The 20,729-nt window shown below is 74.7% G+C and carries 2 protein-coding genes; both read left to right on the top strand.

The annotated features are described in order from the left end of the window. Nucleotides 1–108 precede the first annotated feature (108 nt). Nucleotides 109–15,054: a type I polyketide synthase gene (locus tag Aco03nite_RS26095; protein ID WP_203798811.1), complete on the top strand. Its 14,946-nt coding sequence runs from the start codon at nucleotides 109–111 to the stop codon at nucleotides 15,052–15,054. Between the two features lie 47 nt (nucleotides 15,055–15,101). After that, on the top strand, nucleotides 15,102–20,729 hold a 5,628-nt coding region (locus Aco03nite_RS26090), incomplete at its 3' end, for a type I polyketide synthase (RefSeq protein ID WP_203798808.1).

The following is a 20,729-nucleotide window of genomic DNA, read 5'->3' as shown; positions in this document are numbered from 1 at the left end:
AGCCCTCGGAGATCCCCGAATGCCTAGGGTTTTTCGCAGTGCAGATCTTGCAGAGTGGGTCGGGCGGGAGTCCGACCCGCCTGGATCTCCGCACTCGAGAGGCTGCCGATGTCGAACGAGGACAAGCTCCGCGACTACCTCAAACGGGCCGTCGCGGACCTCCAGGACAGCCGGGAACAACTGCGCGAGGTGACCGAGCGCAGCCGGGAGCCGATCGCGATCGTCGCGGTCGGCTGCCGGTATCCCGGTGGCGTGCGCACCCCGGAGGATCTCTGGGAGCTCGTCGACACGGGCGTGGACGCGGTCTCCGGTTTCCCCCGGAACCGGGGCTGGGACCTCGGGTCGCTGTACCACCCGGACCCGGCGCACCAGGGGACCACCTACAGCACCGAGGGTGGTTTCCTGCACGACGCGGACCGGTTCGACCCGGCCCTGTTCGGCATCTCGCCGCGTGAGGCCCTGGCGATGGACCCGCAGCAGCGCCTGCTGCTGCAGGTCGCCTGGGAGACCCTGGAACGCGGCGGCCTCGACCCGCTGTCGCTGGCGGGCAGCTCCACCGGTGTCTTCGTCGGGACCGGGCACGGCGGGTACGACACCACCGCCGGCCGTGGCCACGAGGAGGCCGGCGGGCACCTGCTGACAGGTAACGCGGTGAGTGTCTCCTCGGGGCGCATCTCGTACGTGCTCGGCCTGGAGGGCCCGTCCATCTCGGTCGACACCGCCTGCTCGTCGTCGCTGGTGGCGCTGCACCTGGCGGTCCGGTCGCTGCGGTCCGGCGAGTCCGATCTGGCCCTGGCCGGCGGTGCGACGATCATGTCCACGCCGCAGATGTTCCTGGAGTTCTCCCGGCAGCAGGGTCTGGCGCCGGACGGCAGGTGCAAGCCGTTCGCGGCCGCCGCCGACGGCACCGGCTGGGCCGAGGGTGTCGGCATGCTGCTGGTCGAGCGTCTCTCCGACGCCCGCGCGAACGGACACCCGGTGCTGGCGGTGATCCGGGGCACCGCGGTCAACTCCGACGGCGCCTCCAACGGCCTGACCGCCCCGAACGGCCCCTCGCAGCAGCGGGTCATCCGGGCGGCGCTCGCCGACGCCGGTCTGCGGGCGTCCGACGTCGACGTGATCGAGGCGCACGGCACCGGCACCCGGCTCGGTGACCCGATCGAGGCGGCGGCGCTGCTCGCCACGTACGGGCAGGACCGGCCCGGGAATCCGGTGCTGATCGGTTCGCTCAAGTCGAATCTCGGGCACACCCAGGCGGCCGCCGGTGTCGGCGGCGTCATCAAGATGGTTCTCGCGATGGAGCACGGCCGGCTGCCGGCCACGCTGCACACCGACGCGCCCACCCCGCACGTGGACTGGACCGCCGGTGACGCCCGCCTGCTCACCGCGGCCGAGGCGTGGCCGGTCACGGACGGTCCGCGCCGGGCCGCGGTGTCGTCGTTCGGGGTCAGCGGCACCAACGCGCACGTCGTCATCGAGAGCGTGGAGCAGCCCGCACCGGTCGAGCCGTCGGCCGACTCCGGTCTGCCGTGGCTGTTGTCCGCGCGTACCGCCGCAGCTCTCCGGGCCCAGGCCGGCAACCTCGAAAAAATCGCCGACAAAGACAACAGCGACGACGTCGCCTACTCCCTGGCCACCAGCCGCGCCCTGATGGAGCACCGCGCGGTGGTCACCGGTGACCGCCGGGCCGCGCTGACCGCCCTGGCCGAGGGCCGCGGCGTCACCGGGGTGGCGGCCAAGCAGTCCCTGGCCCTGTTCTTCGCCGGGCAGGGGTCGCAGCGGGCCGGCATGGGCCGTGCCCTGCACGCCCGTTTCCCGGTCTTCGCGGCGGCCTTCGACGAGGCGGCCGCACTGCTCGGCGACGTCGACTGGGACGACCTGGACCGGACCGGCAACGCCCAGCCCGCCCTGTTCGCCTTCGAGGTCGCCCTGTACCGGCTGCTGGAGTCGTGGGGGATCCGCCCGGCGCTGGTCGGCGGGCATTCGATCGGTGAGATCGCGGCCGCGCACATCGCCGGGGTCCTCAGCCTGGCCGACGCGGCCACCCTGGTCGCCGCCCGCGGCCGGTTGATGCAGGCCCTGCCCGAGGGCGGCGCGATGATAGCGGTCCGCGCGCGGGAGGACCAGATCCCGGCCGGTGTCACCATCGCCGCGATCAACGGCCCGGACTCGGTCGTGCTCTCCGGTGAGCTGGCGGTGGTCGAGGCCGCCGCGGCGGGTTTCGAGCAGACCAAGCGGCTGCCGGTCAGTCACGCCTTCCACTCGGCGCTGATGGAGCCGATGCTCGCCGAGTTCCGTACCGTGGTCGACGGTCTCACCTTCCGGCCCGCCACTCTGCCGGTGGTGTCCACGGTGACCGGTGCGCTGGCCGGGCCGGAGTTCAGCACCCCCGGCTACTGGGTGGATCAGATCCGGCAGCCGGTCCGGTTCCTGGACGCGGTGCGTGCCGCCGAGCAGGCCGGTGTCACGGCGTTCGCCGAGGTCGGGCCGACCGGCACCCTGGTCGCGATGATCAGCGACTCGGCCGGCACCGCCCCGGTGGTGGCCGCCCTGCAGCGCCGGGACCGGGACGACCAGGTCACCGCCCTGTTCGACGGGATCGGCGCGCTGCACGTGGCGGGTGTCCGGATGGACTGGACCGCGATCCTCGGCCGGCACCGCACGGTCGGCCTGCCCACGTACGCGTTCCAGGAGGACTCGTTCTGGCTGATGCCGCCCGCGGTGACCCCGGCCGGTGACACCCTGACCTACGACTTCGGCTGGACCCCGGTCACGGCCACCGCCGCCGCCCCCGGCACGCGTGGCCGCTGGCTGGTGGTCGGTGACGCCGAGGACGGGCTGCTCGACGCCATCGACACGGTCACCGGCGACCTCGCCGAGGCCTGGCCGGTCGACGGTGTCCTGGTCACGCCCGGCGCCGACGCCCTCTGGCAGGTCACCGAGCTGCTGCAGACCCTCGACTACCTCGACCTGGACGCGTCGGTGTGGGTGCTCACCCGCGGCGCCGTCTCCACCGGCCCCACTGACCCGGTGACCGATCCCGATCAGGCCCGGATGTGGGGTCTGGGCCGGGTCGCCGCGCTGGAGCTCCCGCAGTGCTGGGGCGGCCTGATCGACCTGCCCGCCGACGTGGACGCGACCGTCGCGGACGCCCTGGCGGCCGTTCTCGGCGGGGCCGAGGACCAGGTCGCGATCCGGGCCGGGGGCACGCTGGCCCGCCGCCTGCGCCGCACCACCCTGCCGTCCGCCGCGGACTGGACCGCGCCGGCCCGGGTGCTGGTCACCGGCGGCACCGGCGCGCTCGGCACCCACCTGACCCGCTGGCTGCTCGACCATGGCACCGAGCGGATCGTGCTGGCGAGCCGACGTGGACCGGAGGCCCCGGGCGCCCCCGAACCGGACGACCGTGTCACCGTGGTGGCCTGCGACGTCGCCGACCGGGACGCGCTCGCCGCCCTGCTGGCCACCGAGACCTTCGACGGCGTCGTGCACGCTGCGGGTGTCCTCGACGACGGCCTGCTCACCTCGCTCACCCCGGAGCGCCTGGACACGGTGCTGCGCGCCAAGGCGCAGGCCGCCGCCAACCTGGACGAGCTGCTCGGCGATGTCGGCATGTTCGTGCTGTTCTCCTCGATCGCGGGCGCGATCGGCAACCAGGGCCAGGCGAACTACGCCGCCGCCAACACCTATCTGGACGCCCTGGCCGAGAGCCGCCGGTCCGCCGGAAAGCCGGCGATCTCGGTGGCGTGGGGACCGTGGGCGGCCGGCATGGGCGCCGACGAGGCCGCACACGCTTCGGCCCGCCGGCTCGGGCTGCGCCCGCTCGACCCGCGCCGGGCCCTCGCCGCGCTGGAGTCGGCGATCGTCGCCGAGCGGGCCACGGTCACCGTCGCGGACATCGACTGGCCGGTCTACGCCACCGCGATGACCGCGGCCCGGCCCGCTCCGCTGTTCGCCGACGTGGTCACCGCTCCGGCCCGCCGCGGGCCGGCCGGTTCGGCCACTGCGGACCGGGATCTGCTGACCCTGGTCCGCGAGCAGGTGGCCGGGGTGCTCGGGCACGCGTCGGCGGACGGTGTGGACGCCGGACGGGCCTTCCGGGATCTCGGTTTCGACTCGCTGACCGCGGTGGAGCTGCGCAACCGGCTGGCCGCCGCGACCGGGCTGAAGCTGCCCGCCACGCTGCTGTTCGACCACCCGACCGCCGCCGCGGTCGCCGCCTTCCTGACGGCGGAGATCACCGGCGCCGACGGTACGGGCCCGGTCGCCGCGGCCACCGTGGGCTCGGACGAACCGATCGCGATCGTGTCGCTGGCCTGCCGCCTGCCCGGTGGGGTGTCGTCGCCGGAGGACTTCTGGCGGCTGCTGGCCGACGGGGTGGACGGGGTCACCGGATTCCCGGAGGACCGTGGCTGGGATCTGGACAACCTCTACGACCCGGACCCGGACCACCAGGGCACGTCGTACGCCCGCGAAGGTGGTTTCCTCACCGACGTGGCCGGTTTTGATCACGGCTTCTTCGGCATCTCGCCGCGTGAGGCGCTGGCCATGGACCCGCAGCAGCGGCTGCTCCTGGAGACCTCGTGGGAGCTGCTGGAACGTGCCGGGATCGACCCGGACACGTTGCGCGGCAGCTCGACCGGGGTGTTCGCCGGTGTCAACTCCAACGACTACCAGGGCCTGATGGCGGGCAGCGCCGACGAGGTCGCCGGGCACCTGCTCACCGGCAACGCGATGAGCGTGCTCTCCGGCCGGGTGGCGTACACCTTCGGCTTCGAGGGCCCGGCCGTGTCGGTGGACACCGCCTGCTCGTCGTCGCTGGTCGCCCTGCACCTGGCGGTCAACTCGCTGCGGTCCGGGGAATGCGACCTGGCGCTGGCCGGCGGTGTCACGGTGATGTCCACGCCGTACTCGTTCGTCGAGTTCTCCCGCCAGCGCGGCCTGGCCCCGGACGGCCGCTGCAAGCCGTTCGCCGAGGGCGCGGACGGCACCGGGTGGGCCGAGGGCGTCGGTCTCGTCCTGGTCGAGCGTCTCTCCGACGCGAAAGCAAAGGGCCACGAGATCCTTGCGGTGGTACGCGGGACCGCGGTCAACCAGGACGGCGCCTCCAACGGCCTGAGTGCCCCGAACGGCCCCGCCCAGCAGCGCGTCATCAGGCAGGCCCTGGCCAACGCCGGCCTGGAACCGGGTGACGTGGACGCGGTCGAGGCGCACGGCACCGGCACCCGTCTCGGCGACCCGATCGAGGCGCAGGCGCTGATCGCCGCGTACGGCCGGAACCGCACCGCCCCGCTGCACCTGGGCGCGGTGAAGTCGAACATCGGCCACACCCAGGCCGCCGCCGGCGTCGCCGGGATCATGAAGATGGTGCTCGCGCTGCGCCACGGCAGCCTGCCGCGCACCCTGCACCTGGACGCGCCGACCTCGCACGTGGACTGGAGCGACGGCGCGGTCGCCCTGCTCGCCGAGCACACCCCGTGGCCGGCCGGGGAGCGGACCCGCCGGGCCGGTGTCTCGTCGTTCGGCATCTCCGGCACCAACGCGCACGTGATCATCGAGGAGGCCCCGCCGACTGTGGTCCCGGCCGGCCCGGCCGAGGACGGCCCGGTGCCGCTGATGCTGTCCGCGCGCAGCGCCGACGGGGTCCGCGCGCAGGCCCGTGCACTCGCCGCGCACCTGCGGGACACCGACGCCGACCCGCGCGACGTGGCGTACTCGCTGCTCGCCACCCGGGCGGCGCTGCCGCACCGCGGTGCCGTGGTGGCCGGCGGCCGCGACGAGTTGATCGCCGCGCTGGACACGCTGTCCGGCACGACCGTCGCCCGGGGCCAGGAGAAGCCGGTCTTCGTCTTCCCCGGACAGGGCTCGCAGTGGCCGGAGATGGCGCTCGGCCTGCTCGACGGGTCGCCGGTCTTCGCGGCCCGGCTGCGTGCCTGCGCCGAGGCGTTGCGCCCGTACACCGACTGGGACCTGATCGACGTGCTCCGCGCCGGTGACCTGGACCGGGTCGACGTGGTCCAGCCCGCGCTCTGGGCGATGATGGTGTCGCTGGCCGAGCTGTGGCGGGCCCACGGGGTGGAGCCGGCCGCCGTGGTCGGCCACTCCCAGGGTGAGATCGCCGCGGCCGTGGTCGCCGGTGGGCTGTCCCTCGAGGACGGCGCCCGGGTGGTCGCGTTGCGCAGCCGGGCGATCACCGCGCTGGCCGGCCGGGGCGGCATGGCCTCGATCGGCAGCCCGGTCGCCGAGGTCCGCGAGCGGATCGCCGCCTGGGGTGAGCTGCTGTCGGTCGCGACGGTCAACGGCCCGTACTCCGCTGTGGTCGCCGGTGATCCGGTCGCGCTGGACGAGCTGGTCGCCGCCTGCACCACCGACGGTGTCCGGGCCAAGCGGGTCGACGTGGACTACGCCTCGCACTCCGCGCACGTGGAGGCGATCGAGGCGGAGCTGCTCGACGTGCTCGCCCCGATCACGCCGCGGACCGGCGACGTCCCGTTCTGGTCCACCGTCACCGGAGAAGAGATCGACACCGCCGGGCTGACCGCGGACTACTGGTACCGCAACCTGCGGCAGACCGTCGAGTTCGAGCGGACCACCCGCGCCCTGCTCACCGACGGCCACCGCGTCTTCCTGGAGATCAGCGCCCACCCGGTGGTCACTCCTGGACTGCGGGAGACCATCGAGGACAGCGGGGTCACCGCGTCCGCGCTCGGCACCCTGCGCCGCGGCGAGGGCAGCCCGGCCCGTTTCCTGACCGCGCTCGCCGAGGCCCGCGGCCACGGCGTCCCGGTCGACGCCGGCACGCTGTTCCCCGGTGCGGCGCCCGTCGCGCTGCCCACCTACCCGTTCGCCCACCAGCGGTTCTGGCCGCGGGCCACCGAGGCGGCCGGGCCGGACGGACTGGACCACGCGATGCTCGGCCCGGCCGTGCACCTGGCCGGCGGCGACGGCCTGGTGGTCACCGCGACCTGGTCGCTGCGCACCCACCCGTGGCTGGCCGACCACGCCCTCGGCGGTGTCGTGCTGGTGCCCGGCGCGGCGCTGGTCGAGGCGGTCATCCGGGTCGGCGACGAGGTCGGCTGCGGCCGGGTCGACGAACTCACCCTGCACGCGCCGGTGCTCGTCCCGGAGCGCGGCGACGTGCGGATCCAGATCGCCGTGGACGCCCCGGACGAGACCGGTTCCCGCCCGGTCACCCTGCACGGGCGTACCGGCGGCGAATGGACCCTGCACGCCTCCGGCAGCCTCTCCGCGACCGCCGACATTCCGGCCGCCGACACCGGGGCCTGGCCGCCGGCCGGCGCCGAGGCCCTCGACGTCGGCGCGTTCTACGACGGGCTCGCCGAGGCCGGGTACGGCTACGGTCCGGCGTTCCGCGGAGTGCGGGCCGCCTGGCGCCAGGGCGCGGACATCCTCGCCGACGTGGTGCTGCCGGACACCGACTCCGGTGTCTTCGGCCTGCACCCGGCGCTGCTGGACGCCGCGCTGCACCCGGCCACGCTGGGCCCGCTGTCCACCGACGGTGGCGCCGGCATGCCGTTCTCCTGGACCGGGGTGTCGCTGCACGCCACCGGCGCCACCGCCCTGCGGGTGCGGATCACCGGCACCGGCCCGGACACCATCACGGTGATCATGGCCGACGGCGCGGGCCAGCCGGTCGCCACCGTCGAAGCCCTCACCGTCCGCCCGGCCGCCGTACCGGCGCCGCGCCGCGCCGACTCGCTCTACCGGCTCGGCTGGATCCCGGTCACGCCCGCCGACCAGCCCGCGACCGGCTTCACAGTGGTGCACGCCGCCGACCCGGCGGGTGTCCTGGAACATCTGCGGGCCGGTCACGACCACCTGGTCGTGGTGACCGAGAACGCGGCCGGCGACACCGTCACCGACGTGGACGCCGCCGCCGTCTGGGGCCTGGTCCGCTCGGCCCAGTCGGAGAATCCGGACCGCATCACCCTGGCCGACCTGGACGGTTCCCCGGCCTCGGCGGAGGTGCTGCCGCGCCTGGTCGCGACCGGGGAGCCCCAGTTCGTCGTACGCCGCGGTGAAGGTTTCATCCCTCGCCTGGAACGTGCCGCCGCGGGCCTGACCGTCGACGACCCGGCCCAGCCCTGGCGCCTGGACATCCCGGTCCGGGGCACCGTCGACAACCTGGCGATCGTGCCGGTCCCCGACGCGGGGGAGCCGCTGGCGCCGGGCCAGGTCCGGATCGCCGTCCGCGCGGCCGGCCTGAACTTCCGCGACGTCCTCAACGTCCTGGGCATGTACCCGGGTGACGCCCCGTTCCTCGGCTCCGAGGCGGCCGGCGTGGTCGTCGAGGTCGCCCCGGACGTCACCACCCTCGCTCCCGGCGACCGGGTGATGGGCATGATCACCGGCGGTTTCGGCACCCACGCGGTCGCCGACCACCGGGTGCTGTCCACCTTCCCGGTGTCGTGGACGTTCGCCGAGGCGTCCGCCGTCCCGGTGGTGTTCCTGACCGCCTTCTACGCCCTCAACGACCTGGCCGGGCTGCGGGCCGGCGAGAAGATCCTGATCCACGCGGCCACCGGCGGCGTCGGCATGGCGGCCACCCAGGTCGCCCGGCACCTCGGCGCCGACGTGTACGGCACCGCGAGCCTCGGCAAGCAGTACCTGCTGCGCGCCGACGGTTTCGCCGAGGATCACCTGGCCGACTCCCGCACCCTGGACTTCGAGCAGGCCTTCGCCGGCGGCGTCGACGTGGTGCTGAACTCCCTCGTCGGCGACTTCGTGGACGCGTCGCTGCGCCTGCTGGGCGACGGCGGCCGGTTCATCGAGATGGGCAAGACCGACATCCGTGACGCCGCGACGGCCGGCACCGGACGGGACATCGGCTACCGCGCGTTCGACCTGGCCGAGGCCGGGCCGGAGCGGATCGGCCAGATGCTCACCGAGCTGGTCGCCCTCTTCGAGGCCGGTGTGCTGCGGCACCTGCCGATCACCGCCTGGGACATCCAGCACGCCCCGGAGGCGTTCCGGCACATGTCCCAGGCCCGGCACACCGGCAAGGTGGTGCTCACCGTCCCGCGCGCCTGGAACCCGGACGGCACTGTCCTGATCACCGGCGGCACCGGCGAACTCGGTGGCCTGCTGGCCCGGCACCTGGTGGCCCGGCACGGCGTCCGGCACCTGCTGCTGGCCGGCCGCCGCGGCCCGGACACCCCCGGCGCCCGGGAGCTGGCCGCCGAGCTGACCGCGGCGGGCGCCCGGGTCACCGTGGCCGCCGCCGACGTGGCGGTCCGCGACGACGTGGCCGCCCTGCTCGCCCGGGTCGACCCGGAGCACCCGCTCACCGCCGTGGTGCACGCCGCCGGAATCCTCGACGACGGCACCGTGGACTCGCTGACCCCGCAGCGGCTGCACGCCGTCATGCTCCCGAAGGCCGGCGCGGCCCGGCACCTGGACGAACTGACCCGCGGCCACGACCTCGCCGAGATGGTGTTCTTCTCGTCCGCGGCCGGTGTGTTCGGCTCACCGGGCCAGGGCAACTACGCCGCCGCCAACGCGTTCCTGGACGGGCTGGCCCAGCGCCGCCGCACCGCCGGCCTGCCCGGCACCTCGCTGGCCTGGGGTCTGTGGGCGCAGGCCAGCGACATGACCCGGCACCTCGGCGACACCGGGCAGGCCAGGTCCCGGCAGGGCGGCCTGCCGATGTCCACCGAGGACGGCCTCGCCCTGTTCGACGCCGCCCTGACCGCCCGCCGGGCCCAGCTCGTCCCGGTCCGCCTCGACCTGGCCGGGCTGCGCCACCGCCCCCGCACCGAGTTGCCGCCGATCCTGCGCGGTCTGGCCGGTGCCGGCACCCGGCGCCGGGCCGCCTCCACCGGCGGCAGCGGCGACCTGCGGCAGCGCCTCGCCGGGCTGCCCGCCGCCGACCAGCGCCGGACCCTGCTGGACCTGGTCGCCTCGTACGCGGCAGCCGTGCTCGGCCACGCGCCGGGCACCGCCGTCGACTCCGGTCAGGCGTTCCGGGATCTCGGCTTCGACTCGCTGACCGCGGTGGAGCTGCGCAACCGGCTGTCCACCGCGACCGGGCTGAAGCTGCCGGCCACCCTGGTCTTCGACCACCCCAGCCCGGATGCCCTGACCGCCCACCTGCTCGCCGAGCTGACCGGCGACTCCGCGACCGTCACCGCCGCCCCCGCGCCCGTCGCCGCCGGAGCGGACGAGCCGATCGCCATCGTCGCGATGGCCTGCCGGCTGCCCGGCGGGGTCCGTTCCCCCGAGGACCTCTGGGCCATGCTGGACAGCGGCCGCGACGGTGTCGCCGCGTTCCCGGCCGACCGCGGCTGGGATCTGGACGGCCTGTACGACGACGTCCCGGACAGCCCCGGCTCGTCCCGGACCCGCGAGGGCGGTTTCCTGGACGCGGTCGCCGGTTTCGACGCCGGTTTCTTCGGCATCTCGCCGCGGGAGGCCCTGGCCATGGACCCGCAGCAGCGGATCCTGCTGGAGACCGCGTGGGAGCTGTTCGAGCGCGGCGGCATCGATCCCCGGTCGGTGCGGGGACGGCAGGTCGGCGTGTTCGCCGGGGTCTCCTCCAGCGACTACCTGTCCCGGGTCACCGACGTGCCGGCGGAACTCGCCCCGTACATCAACAACGGCAACGCGCTGAGCGTGGTCTCCGGCCGGGTGGCGTACACGTTTGGCCTCGAAGGCCCCGCGGTCACCGTCGACACCGCCTGCTCCTCGTCGCTGGTCGCCCTGCACATGGCGGTCAACGCGCTGCGTGCCGGTGAGTGCGAGATGGCCCTGACCGGTGGTGTCACGGTGATGACCTCACCGCGGATCATCGTCGACTTCGCCCGTCAGCGTGGCCTGGCGATGGACGGCCGCAGCAAGGCGTTCGCCGCCTCGGCCGACGGCGCCGGGTTCTCCGAGGGCGCCGGGCTGCTGCTGGTCGAGCGGCTCTCCGACGCCCAGGCCAACGGCCATCAGATCCTTGCTGTCGTACGCGGTTCCGCGGTCAACCAGGACGGCGCGTCCAACGGCCTGAGCGCCCCCAACGGGCCCTCCCAGCAGCGGGTCATCATGGCCGCCCTGGCGTCGGCCGGCCTGTCCACCTCCGACGTGGACGCGGTCGAGGCGCACGGCACCGGCACCCGTCTCGGCGACCCGATCGAGGCACAGGCCCTGATCGCCACGTACGGCCGGGACCGGGCCGCCGGGCAGCCGCTGCACCTGGGCTCGGTGAAGTCGAACATCGGCCACACCCAGGCCGCCGCCGGTGTCACCGGCATCATGAAGATGGTGCTCGCGCTGCGCCACGGCAGCCTGCCGCGCACCCTGCACCTGGACGCGCCCACCCCGCACGTGGAGTGGACCGACACGATCAACCTGCTCGGCGAGCCGGTCGCGTGGCCGGCGGGGGAGCGGACCCGCCGGGCCGGTGTCTCCTCGTTCGGTGTCTCCGGCACCAACGCGCACGTCATCCTGGAGGAGGCCCCCGCTCCCGCCGCGTCGATCGAGGAGCCCGCACCGCACGACGGCCCGGTGCCGTGGGTGCTGTCGGCCCGTTCCGAGAAGGCCCTGCGCGGCCAGGCCGAAGCCCTGCTCGGCGTGACGGGTGACCCGGCGGACATCGCCCGCTCCCTGACCGAGACCCGGTCCCTGCACGAGAAGCGCCTGGTGGCGGTCGGCGACGACCCGGCCGCAGCACTGCGGGCCTACCTCACCGGTACCCCCGACCCGCGCGTCGTGACCGGCTCCGCCGCCGGCCGGGACCGCCGGGTGGTGTTCGTCTTCCCCGGCCAGGGCGCCCAGTGGGCCGGCATGGGCCGGGACCTGCTCGGCGACCCGGTCTTCGCGGCCCGCCTGGCCGAGTGCGCCGACGCGCTGGCCCCGTACACCGACTGGTCGCTCACCGAGGCGCTCGCCGACCCGGACCTGCTGGACCGCGTCGACGTGGTGCAGCCCGCCCTCTGGGCGGTGATGGTCTCGCTCGCCGCGGTGTGGCAGGCCCGCGGGGTCCGCCCGGCGGCCGTGCTCGGCCACTCCCAGGGCGAGATCGCCGCGGTCGTGGTCGCCGGCGCGCTGTCGCTCGCCGACGGCGCCAAGGTGGTGGCGCTGCGCAGCCAGGCCATCGCCGGCTCGCTGTCCGGGCTCGGCGGGATGGCCTCGATCGCCGCGCCGCACGCCGACGTCCAGGCCCGCCTGGCCGGTTACGACGGCGTCTCGATCGCCGCGATCAACGGTCCCGGCACGGTCGTGGTCGCCGGTGACCCCGAGGATCTGGACGAGCTGGTCGGCAAGTGTGTCGCCGACGGCCTGCGCGCCAAGCGGATCCCGGTCGACTACGCGTCGCACTCCGCCCACGTGGAGACCATCCACGACCTGCTGCTGGACCGGCTCGACGGCCTGACCCCCCGGACCGCCGACGTCCCGTTCCTGTCCACCGTCACCGCGGACTGGGCGGACACCACCGAACTGGACGGCGAGTACTGGTACCAGAACCTGCGCCGCACCGTACGCCTGGAGGAGTCGCTGACCGCCCTGCTCGGCCAGGGCTACGACGTGTTCGTCGAGTGCAGCCCGCACCCGGTGCTCGGCGGCAGCATCGAGGACACCGCTGCCGCTGCCGGCGCCGACGCGGTGGTGATCGGCTCGCTGCGCCGCGGCGACGGCACCCCGGCCCGGCTGCTGACCTCCCTGGCCGAGGCGCACGTCCGCGGGGTCGCCGTGGACTGGGCGCTGCCCGGCCGGATCGTCCCGCTGCCGGTGTACGCCTTCCAGCGCGACCGCTACTGGCTGGAGCCCGGCGCCCGCCGCGACCCGTCCGGCCTGGACACCGTCGTGCACCTGGCCGGTGACGCCGGAACCGTGCTGACCGGCCGGATCGGTGTCGGCACCCAGCCCTGGCTGGACGCGCACCGCCTCGGCGACCGGGTGGTCGTGCCCGGCAGCGCCCTGCTGGATTGGGCGACGAGGGCCGGCGACGAGGCGGGCCTGCCCGTCGTCGGCACCCTCGACGAGGTCACCCCGCTGGTCCTGGACGGCGACCGGGACGTACAGGTGATCGTCACCGGCGACGGTGACCTCACCGTGCACGCCCGCCGCGACGCGTCCGAGCCGTGGACCCGGCACGCCACCGGCCGTCTCACCGCCACCGCCACCACCGCGCGGCCCGCGCAGGGGGAGGGGATCCGGGTCCGGGTCGACGACGCGTCCGGCTTCCGGCTGCACCCGGACCTGCTGGCCGCCGCGTTCGCCGATCGGGGCCTGCCGACCGGCTGGCGCGGGGTCACCGTGCACGCCACCGGGGCCACCGAACTGACCGTGCACACCACCGGCGACGGTGACGAGGTGGCAATGGTCGCGCTGGACGCGGCCGGATCACCGGTGGTCACCGCCGACGCCGTCACCCTTACCCCGGCCGACCAGGTCGTGCTCGCCGCGGGCGGCAGCGCGCCGCTCTACCACGTGGAGTGGGAGCCGATCACCCTCGACGGCGCACCGGACGGCACCGTCCGGGCGGTCGCCGACGTGCACACCGCTCTGGCGGAGATCCAGGAATGGCTGGCCGCCGACCGCGACGGCAAGCTCGTCCTGGTCTCCACCGACCCGGGCGTGCACGGCCTGGTCCGGTCCGCGCAGTCCGAGCACCCGGGCCGGTTCCAGCTCCTGGACGCCGTCCCCGGCGACGAGCGGATCGCCGCCGCCACCGCGTCGGACGAGCCACAGATCCGGATCCGGTCCGGCCGGGCGACGGTGCCCCGCCTGGACCGCGCGCCCGCACCGGCCGCCGACGTCCGGTGGGGCACCGGCACGGTGCTCATCACCGGCGGCACCGGCGGCCTCGGCGCGCTCGTCGCCGAGCACCTGGCCGGCACCCACCGGGTGCCCCGGCTGGTCCTGCTCGGACGGCGCGGCCCGGCCGCGCCCGGAGCGGCGGCCCTGCGCGACCGGCTCACCGCCCTGGGCGCCGAGGTGAGCATGGTGACCTGCGACGTCGCCGACCGCGACAGCCTCGCCGCGGTGCTGGCCGGCATCCCCGACCTGACCGGTGTCGTGCACGCCGCCGGGGTGCTCGACGACGGCCTGATCGAGTCGCTCACCCCGGACCGCCTGGACGCGGTGCTGCGCCCCAAGGCGGACGCGGCGATCCACCTGGACGACCTGACCCGGGACCGCTACCTGCAGCAGTTCGTGCTGTTCTCCTCGTTCGCCGGGGTCGCCGGTGGCCTGGCCCAGGCCAACTACGCCGCGGCCAACGCCGTCCTGGACGACCTGGCCGAACGACGGCGCGCCGCCGGACTGCCCGGCACCTCGCTGGCCTGGGGCTTCTGGGAGCAGCGCAGCGGCCTGACCGGTGACCTGGACGCCGCCGACGTGTCCCGGATGACCCGGGCCGGGCTGCTGCCGATCCCGACCGGCACCGGCCTGGCCATGCTGGACGCCGCCGTCGCCTCCGGCGAGGCCCTGCTGGTGCCGGTGCTGCTGCGGCCCACCGCCGAGTCGACGCCACTGTTCAGCCGGCTGGTGCGGGCCACCCGCCGGACCGCCGCCGCGACCGCCGGGACCGGGAACGAGGAGAGCCTCGCCGGCCGGCTCGCCCCGCTCAGCCCGGCCGAGCAGGAGAAGACCCTGCTCCGGCTGGTCGCCGGGCACGTCGCCACCGTCCTCGGGCACGCCTCCGCGGACGAGGTCGAAGCCGAACGTGGCTTCCTCGACCTCGGCATGTCCTCGGTGACCGCGGTGGAGCTGCGCAACCGGCTCAACACCGAGACCGGTCTGCGGCTGCCGACCACCCTCATCTTCGACTACCCGACACCCCTCGGCCTGGCCCGGCGACTGCGCTCCGAGCTGCGGCCCGGCGACACCGCCGGCACACCGGTCTTCACCGAGCTGGCCGGGCTGGAGTCCGCGGTCGGCGCGGCCGACCTGGACCCGGCCGACCGCGCCCTGCTCGTCGCCCGGCTGCGCGCCCTGCAGCACCGGCTGGACGACGACCTGACGGCGGACGCCGACGACAACGACCTGGACCTCTCCTCCGACGACGAGATGTTCGACCTCATCGACCGGGAACTCGGCCGCGCGTAGTCCACCCCCGCGCCGCGACCGAACAGCTCAACGAAAGGTTCCCTGACATGTCCAGCTCCGAGGACAAGCTCCGCGACTATCTCAAGCTGGTGACCGCCGACCTGCGGCGCACCAAGCAGCGGCTGGAGGCCGCGGAGGCCCGGGACGCCGAGCCGATCGCCATCGTCGGCATGGCCTGCCGGTTCCCCGGCGGCGTGCGTACCCCCGAGCAGCTGTGGCAACTCGTCTTCGACGGGGTCGACGCGATCGGCGAACTGCCGGACGACCGCGGCTGGGACGTCGAGAACCTGTACGACCCGGAGCCGGGCAAGCCCGGCAAGAGCTACGTCAAGCGCGGCGGTTTCCTGGACGGGGCCGGCGACTTCGACGCCGACCTGTTCGGCATCTCGCCCCGCGAGGCCCTGGCGATGGACCCGCAACAGCGCCTGCTCCTGGAATCCGCGTGGGAGGCCGTCGAGCGGGCCCGGATCGACCCGTCCGCGCTGCGCGGCAGCAAGACCGGCGTGTTCGTCGGCGGCACCGACACCCACTACGGCGAGCTGGCCCGGCAGGTCGAGGAAGCCGGCGGGCACCTGCTCACCGGTGGCGCGGTCAGCGTGCTGTCCGGCCGGATCGCCTACACCCTGGGCCTGGAGGGCCCGGCCGTCACCGTCGACACCGCCTGCTCCTCGTCGCTGGTCGCCCTGCACATGGCGGTCAACGCGCTGCGGTCCGGCGAGTGCACGATGGCCCTGACCGGTGGGGTCGCGGTCATGCCCACCACCGACCTGTACGTCGAGTTCTCCCGCCAGCGCGGCCTGTCCCCGGACGGCCGGTGCAAGCCGTTCGCCGAGGGCGCGGACGGCACCGGCTGGGCCGAGGGTGTCGGTGTCCTGCTCGTCGAGAAGCTCGCCGATGCCCGCCGCCTGGGCCACGAGGTCCTCGCCGTGGTCCGCGGCACCGCGATCAACTCCGACGGCGCCTCGTCCGGCCTGACCGCCCCGAACGGCCCCGCCCAGCAGCGGGTGATCCGGGCCGCCCTGGCCAGCGCGCGACTGTCCCCGGCCGATGTGGACGTGGTCGAGGCGCACGGCACCGGCACCCGCCTCGGCGACCCGATCGAGGCGCAGGCGCTGCTCGCCACGTACGGCGCGGCCCGCCCCGCGGACCAGCCGCTGCGCCTGGGTGGCATCAAGTCGAACATCGGCCACCCGCAGGCCGCCGCCGGTGTCGCGGGCATCATCAAGATGGTCATGGCGATGCGCCACGGGGTGCTGCCGCAGACCCTGCACGCCGACCAGGCCACCTCCGAGGTGGACTGGACCGCCGGCGCGGTGTCGCTGCTCACCGAGCGCACCGGCTGGCCGGTGTCGGAGCAGCGGCCGCGCCGGGCCGGGGTGTCCGCTTTCGGTATCTCCGGCACCAACGCGCACGTGATCCTGGAGAGCGCCACCAACGAGACCCCCGAGCCCGGTGCGGAGCCCGCGGGTGTGCTGCCGTGGGTGCTGTCCGCCCGCACCGGGGCCGGGCTGCGCGATCAGGCCGCCGAGCTGGCCGGTCACGTGGCGGCCACGGCCCCGCGCCCGGTCGACGTGGCCCGGTCGCTGCTGGACACCCGCACCCTGTTCAGCGAGCGCGCCGTGGTCCTGGCCGCCGACCGCGACGACGCGGTCACCGCGCTGCGGGCGCTGGCGGCGGGGGAGCCGTCCGCCGCGGTGGTCACCGGCACGGTCCGGCCCGGCCGTACCGCGGCCATGTTCACCGGGCAGGGCTCACAGCGCCTCGGCATGGGCCGGGAGCTGTACGCGCGGTATCCGGTCTACCGGGCGGCCCACGACGAGGTGACCGCGCACCTGGACATCGACACGGACGCGCTGGACGAGACCGGAAACGCCCAGCCGGCCATCTTCGCCGTCGAGGTCGCCCTCTACCGCCTGCTGGAGTCGTTCGGCGTACGGCCGGATGTGCTCCTGGGTCATTCGGTCGGTGAGATCGCGGCCGCGCACATCGCCGGCGTGCTGTCGCTGACCGACGCCTGCACACTGATCTCGGCCCGTGGCCGCCTGATGCAGGCGCTGCCCCCGGGCGGGGCGATGATCGCCGTCCAGGCCGGTGAGCAGGACATCCCCGAGGGTGTCGACATCGCAGCGGTGAACGGCCCGGACGCCGTGGTGATCTCCGGCTCCGCTTCCGCTCTGGAAGAGGTCGCGAGCCGTTTCGAGCGCACCAAGCGTCTCAACGTCAGCCACGCCTTCCACTCGGTCCTGATGGACCCGATGCTCGACGACTTCCGTGCCGTGGTGCAGGGGCTCACCTTCCACCAGCCCACACTGCCGCTGGTCTCCGGCGTCACCGGCAAGGTGGAGACGGCACTGTTCGCCGACCCGGAGTACTGGGTGCGGCACGTGCGGGAGACCGTCCGGTTCGCCGACAGCGTCACCGCCGCGAACGCCGCCCGGTTCATCGAGGTCGGCCCGGACGCCGTGCTGTCCCCGATGGCCGGCGGGGTGCCCACCATGCGCCGCGAACGCGACGAGGAGACCACCTTCCTGGCCGCCGTCGGCACGCTGTTCGCCGAGGGCGCGAGCGTCGTGTGGCCGTTCCCCGGCGGACGTGCGGTGGACCTGCCCACCTACGCCTTCCAGCACGAACGCTACTGGCCCACCCCCACCGCGACGACCGCCGACGTCGGCGCGGCCGGCCTGGAGATCGCCGGGCACCCGCTGCTCGGCGCCCGGGTCGACCTCGACGGCGGGGACACCCTGCTCACCGGCCGGCTGTCCACACGATCCCAGCCGTGGCTCGCCGACCACACCATCCTCGGCACGGTCCTGCTGCCGGGCACCGCCTTCGTCGAACTCGTCCTGCGGGCCGGCGAGGAGGCCGGCTGCGAGCGCATCGACGAGCTGATGCTGGCCGCGCCGCTGGAACTGCCCGCCCACGGCGGACGGCAGCTCCAGGTCCGGGTCGGTCCCGCCGACGGCACCGGCCGCCGCCCGGTCACCGTCCGGTCCCGCCCGGACGGCGGCGGCAGCTGGTCCCAGCACGCCACCGGTTTTGTCACACCCGGCGCGGACACCCCGGCCGGCTTCCCCGCGGTCTGGCCGCCGGAGGACGCCGAACCGGTCACGCTGGACGGCCTGTACGAGCGGATGGCCGACGGCGGCTTCGCCTACGGCCCCACCTTCCAGGGGCTGCGCGCGGCCTGGCAGCACGGCGACGACGTCTACGCCGAGGTGGCCCTCCCGGACGGCGCGAAAGCCGACGGGTACGGCCTGCACCCCGCACTGCTCGACGCCTGCCTGCACGTCTCCGCGTTCAACGGCCTGGACCGCGGTGTCGTCCCGTTCGCCTGGCAGGACGTCACCCTGCACGCCACCGGCGCCTCGACGGTCCGGGTGCACGTGGCCCGGACCGGCGACGACAGTGTCCGTGTCGCGGTCGCCGACCCGGCCGGCGCCCCGATCGCCACGGTCGGCTCACTGACCCTGCGCCGCGCCGCCGCCGCTCCGGTGGCCGCCGACGACCTGTACGAGCCCCGCTGGACCCCGATCACTCCCACCGCCGTCGTCACCGACGTCGACGTGGAGCACGTTCCGGCCACCGGTGACGACGTGATCGCCTCGGTCCACGCCGCCACCGCCTGGGCGCTGGACCTGCTGCAGAACCGCCTCGCCGGCGACCGTCGCCTGGCCGTCGTCACCCGTCCCGGCGATCTGGCCTCGGCCGCCGTCCGCGGCCTGGTGCGCAGCGCCCAGTCGGAGAACCCCGGCCGGATCACCCTGATCGAGGGCGAGCCCACCCCGGAGGCCCTGGCCTGCGACGAGCCGGAGGTCGCCGTCCGCGACGGCCGGCTGCACGCCCCGCGCCTGGCCCGGGTCGACGCGGTCACCCAGGAGCCGCCGGTGTGGCGCGGCACCGTCCTGATCACCGGCGGCACCAGCGGTCTCGGCGCGGCGATCGCCCGGCACCTGGCCGCCCAGGGCGTCACCGACCTGGTGCTGGTCAGCCGCCGTGGCCCGGCCACCCCGGGCGCGGACGAACTGCCCGGCCGGGCGGTGGCCTGCGACATGACCGACACGGCCGCCGTTGAGGCGCTGATCGCGAGCCTGCCCGAGCTGCGCGCGGTCGTGCACTCCGCCGGTGTCCTGGACGACGGGGTGATCGGTTCGCTGACCTCGGAGCGGCTGTCCGGTGTGCTGCGGCCGAAGGTGGACGCCGCGTGGAACCTGCACCGCGCCACCGAGGGCCGTGACCTCGACGCGTTCGTGCTGTTCTCCTCGGTGTCCGGCCTTTTCGGCGGCCCCGGCCAGGGCAACTACGCGGCCGGCAACACCTTCCTGGACGCCCTCGCCGAGCACCGCCGCGACCTGGGCCTGCCCGGCACCTCGCTCGCCTGGGGCCCGTGGGCCCGCGACACCGGCATGATCGGCACCCTCGCCGACGTGGACGTGGCCCGGATCGCCCGCAACGGCCTGCCCGAGCTGACCACCGCCGAGGGCCTCGCCCTGTTCGACACCGCCCTCGCCGCCGGCCGCCCGGTCGTCGCCCCGGTCCGTATCGACCTGGCCGCCGTCCGCAACTCCGGTGACGTCCCGTCGATCCTGCACGACCTGGTCCGCCCCCGGCGCCGCCGGGCCGCCGCCGCACCGGTGGCCGCCCCCGCCGCCCGCCTCGGTGACCTGGTGGAGACCGTCCGGGCCGAGGTGGCAGCCGTTCTCGGGCACGCCGCCGCGACCACCGTCGACCCGCAGCGCGCCTTCTCCGACCTCGGTTTCGACTCGCTCACCGCCGTCGAGCTGCGCAACCGTCTCGGCACCGTCACCGGCCTGCGGCTGTCCGCCACCGTCGTCTTCGACTACCCGTCGGTCGCCGCCCTCGCCCAGCACCTGCGCGACGAGCTGCTCGGCGTGCCGGCCGACACCACGATCCCCGAACCCGCCGTCCTGGCGCCGGTCTCCGACGACCCGATCGTCATCGTCGGCATGGCCTGCCGCTTCCCGGGCGGGATCACCTCGCCCGAGGGCCTGTGGGATCTGGTCCGGGACGGGGTGGACGCGGTCGGCGACTTCCCCACCGATCGTGGCTGGGACCTGGACCGGCTGCACAGCACCGACCGCACGGTGCCCGGCACCTCGTACACCAGGCACGGTGGTTTCCTGCACGAGGCGGCCCTGTTCGACCCGGAGTTCTTCGGGATGAGCCCGCGCGAGGCCCTCGCCACCGACGCGCAGCAGCGCCTGCTGCTGGAGACCACCTGGGAGGCCGTGGAACGCACCGGCATCGACCCGGTGTCGCTGCGCGGCAGCCGCACCGGTGTGTTCGCCGGTGTCATGTACACCGACTACGGCAACCTGCTCACCGAGGAGTCCTTCGAGGGCTTCCGCGGCAACGGCAGCGCGGCCAGCATCGCCTCCGGCCGGGTGTCCTACACCTTCGGTTTCGAGGGCCCGGCAGTCACCGTCGACACCGCCTGCTCGTCGTCTCTGGTGGCGCTGCACCTCGGGGCGCAGGCGCTGCGGTCCGGGGAGTGCGATCTGGCCCTGGCCGGTGGTGTCACGGTGATGTCCACGCCCAACACGTTCATCGAGTTCTCCCGCCAGGGCGGCCTCTCCGCCGACGGCCGGTGCAAGCCGTTCGCCGACGCCGCCGACGGTGTGGGCTGGGCCGAGGGTGTCGGCATCCTGGTTCTGGAA

Source organism: Actinoplanes couchii (assembly GCF_016862075.1).
Lineage (GTDB): Bacteria > Actinomycetota > Actinomycetes > Mycobacteriales > Micromonosporaceae > Actinoplanes > Actinoplanes couchii.
Note: the sequence above shows the minus strand (reverse complement) of the source record. Positions and strands in the feature narration are given on the sequence as shown.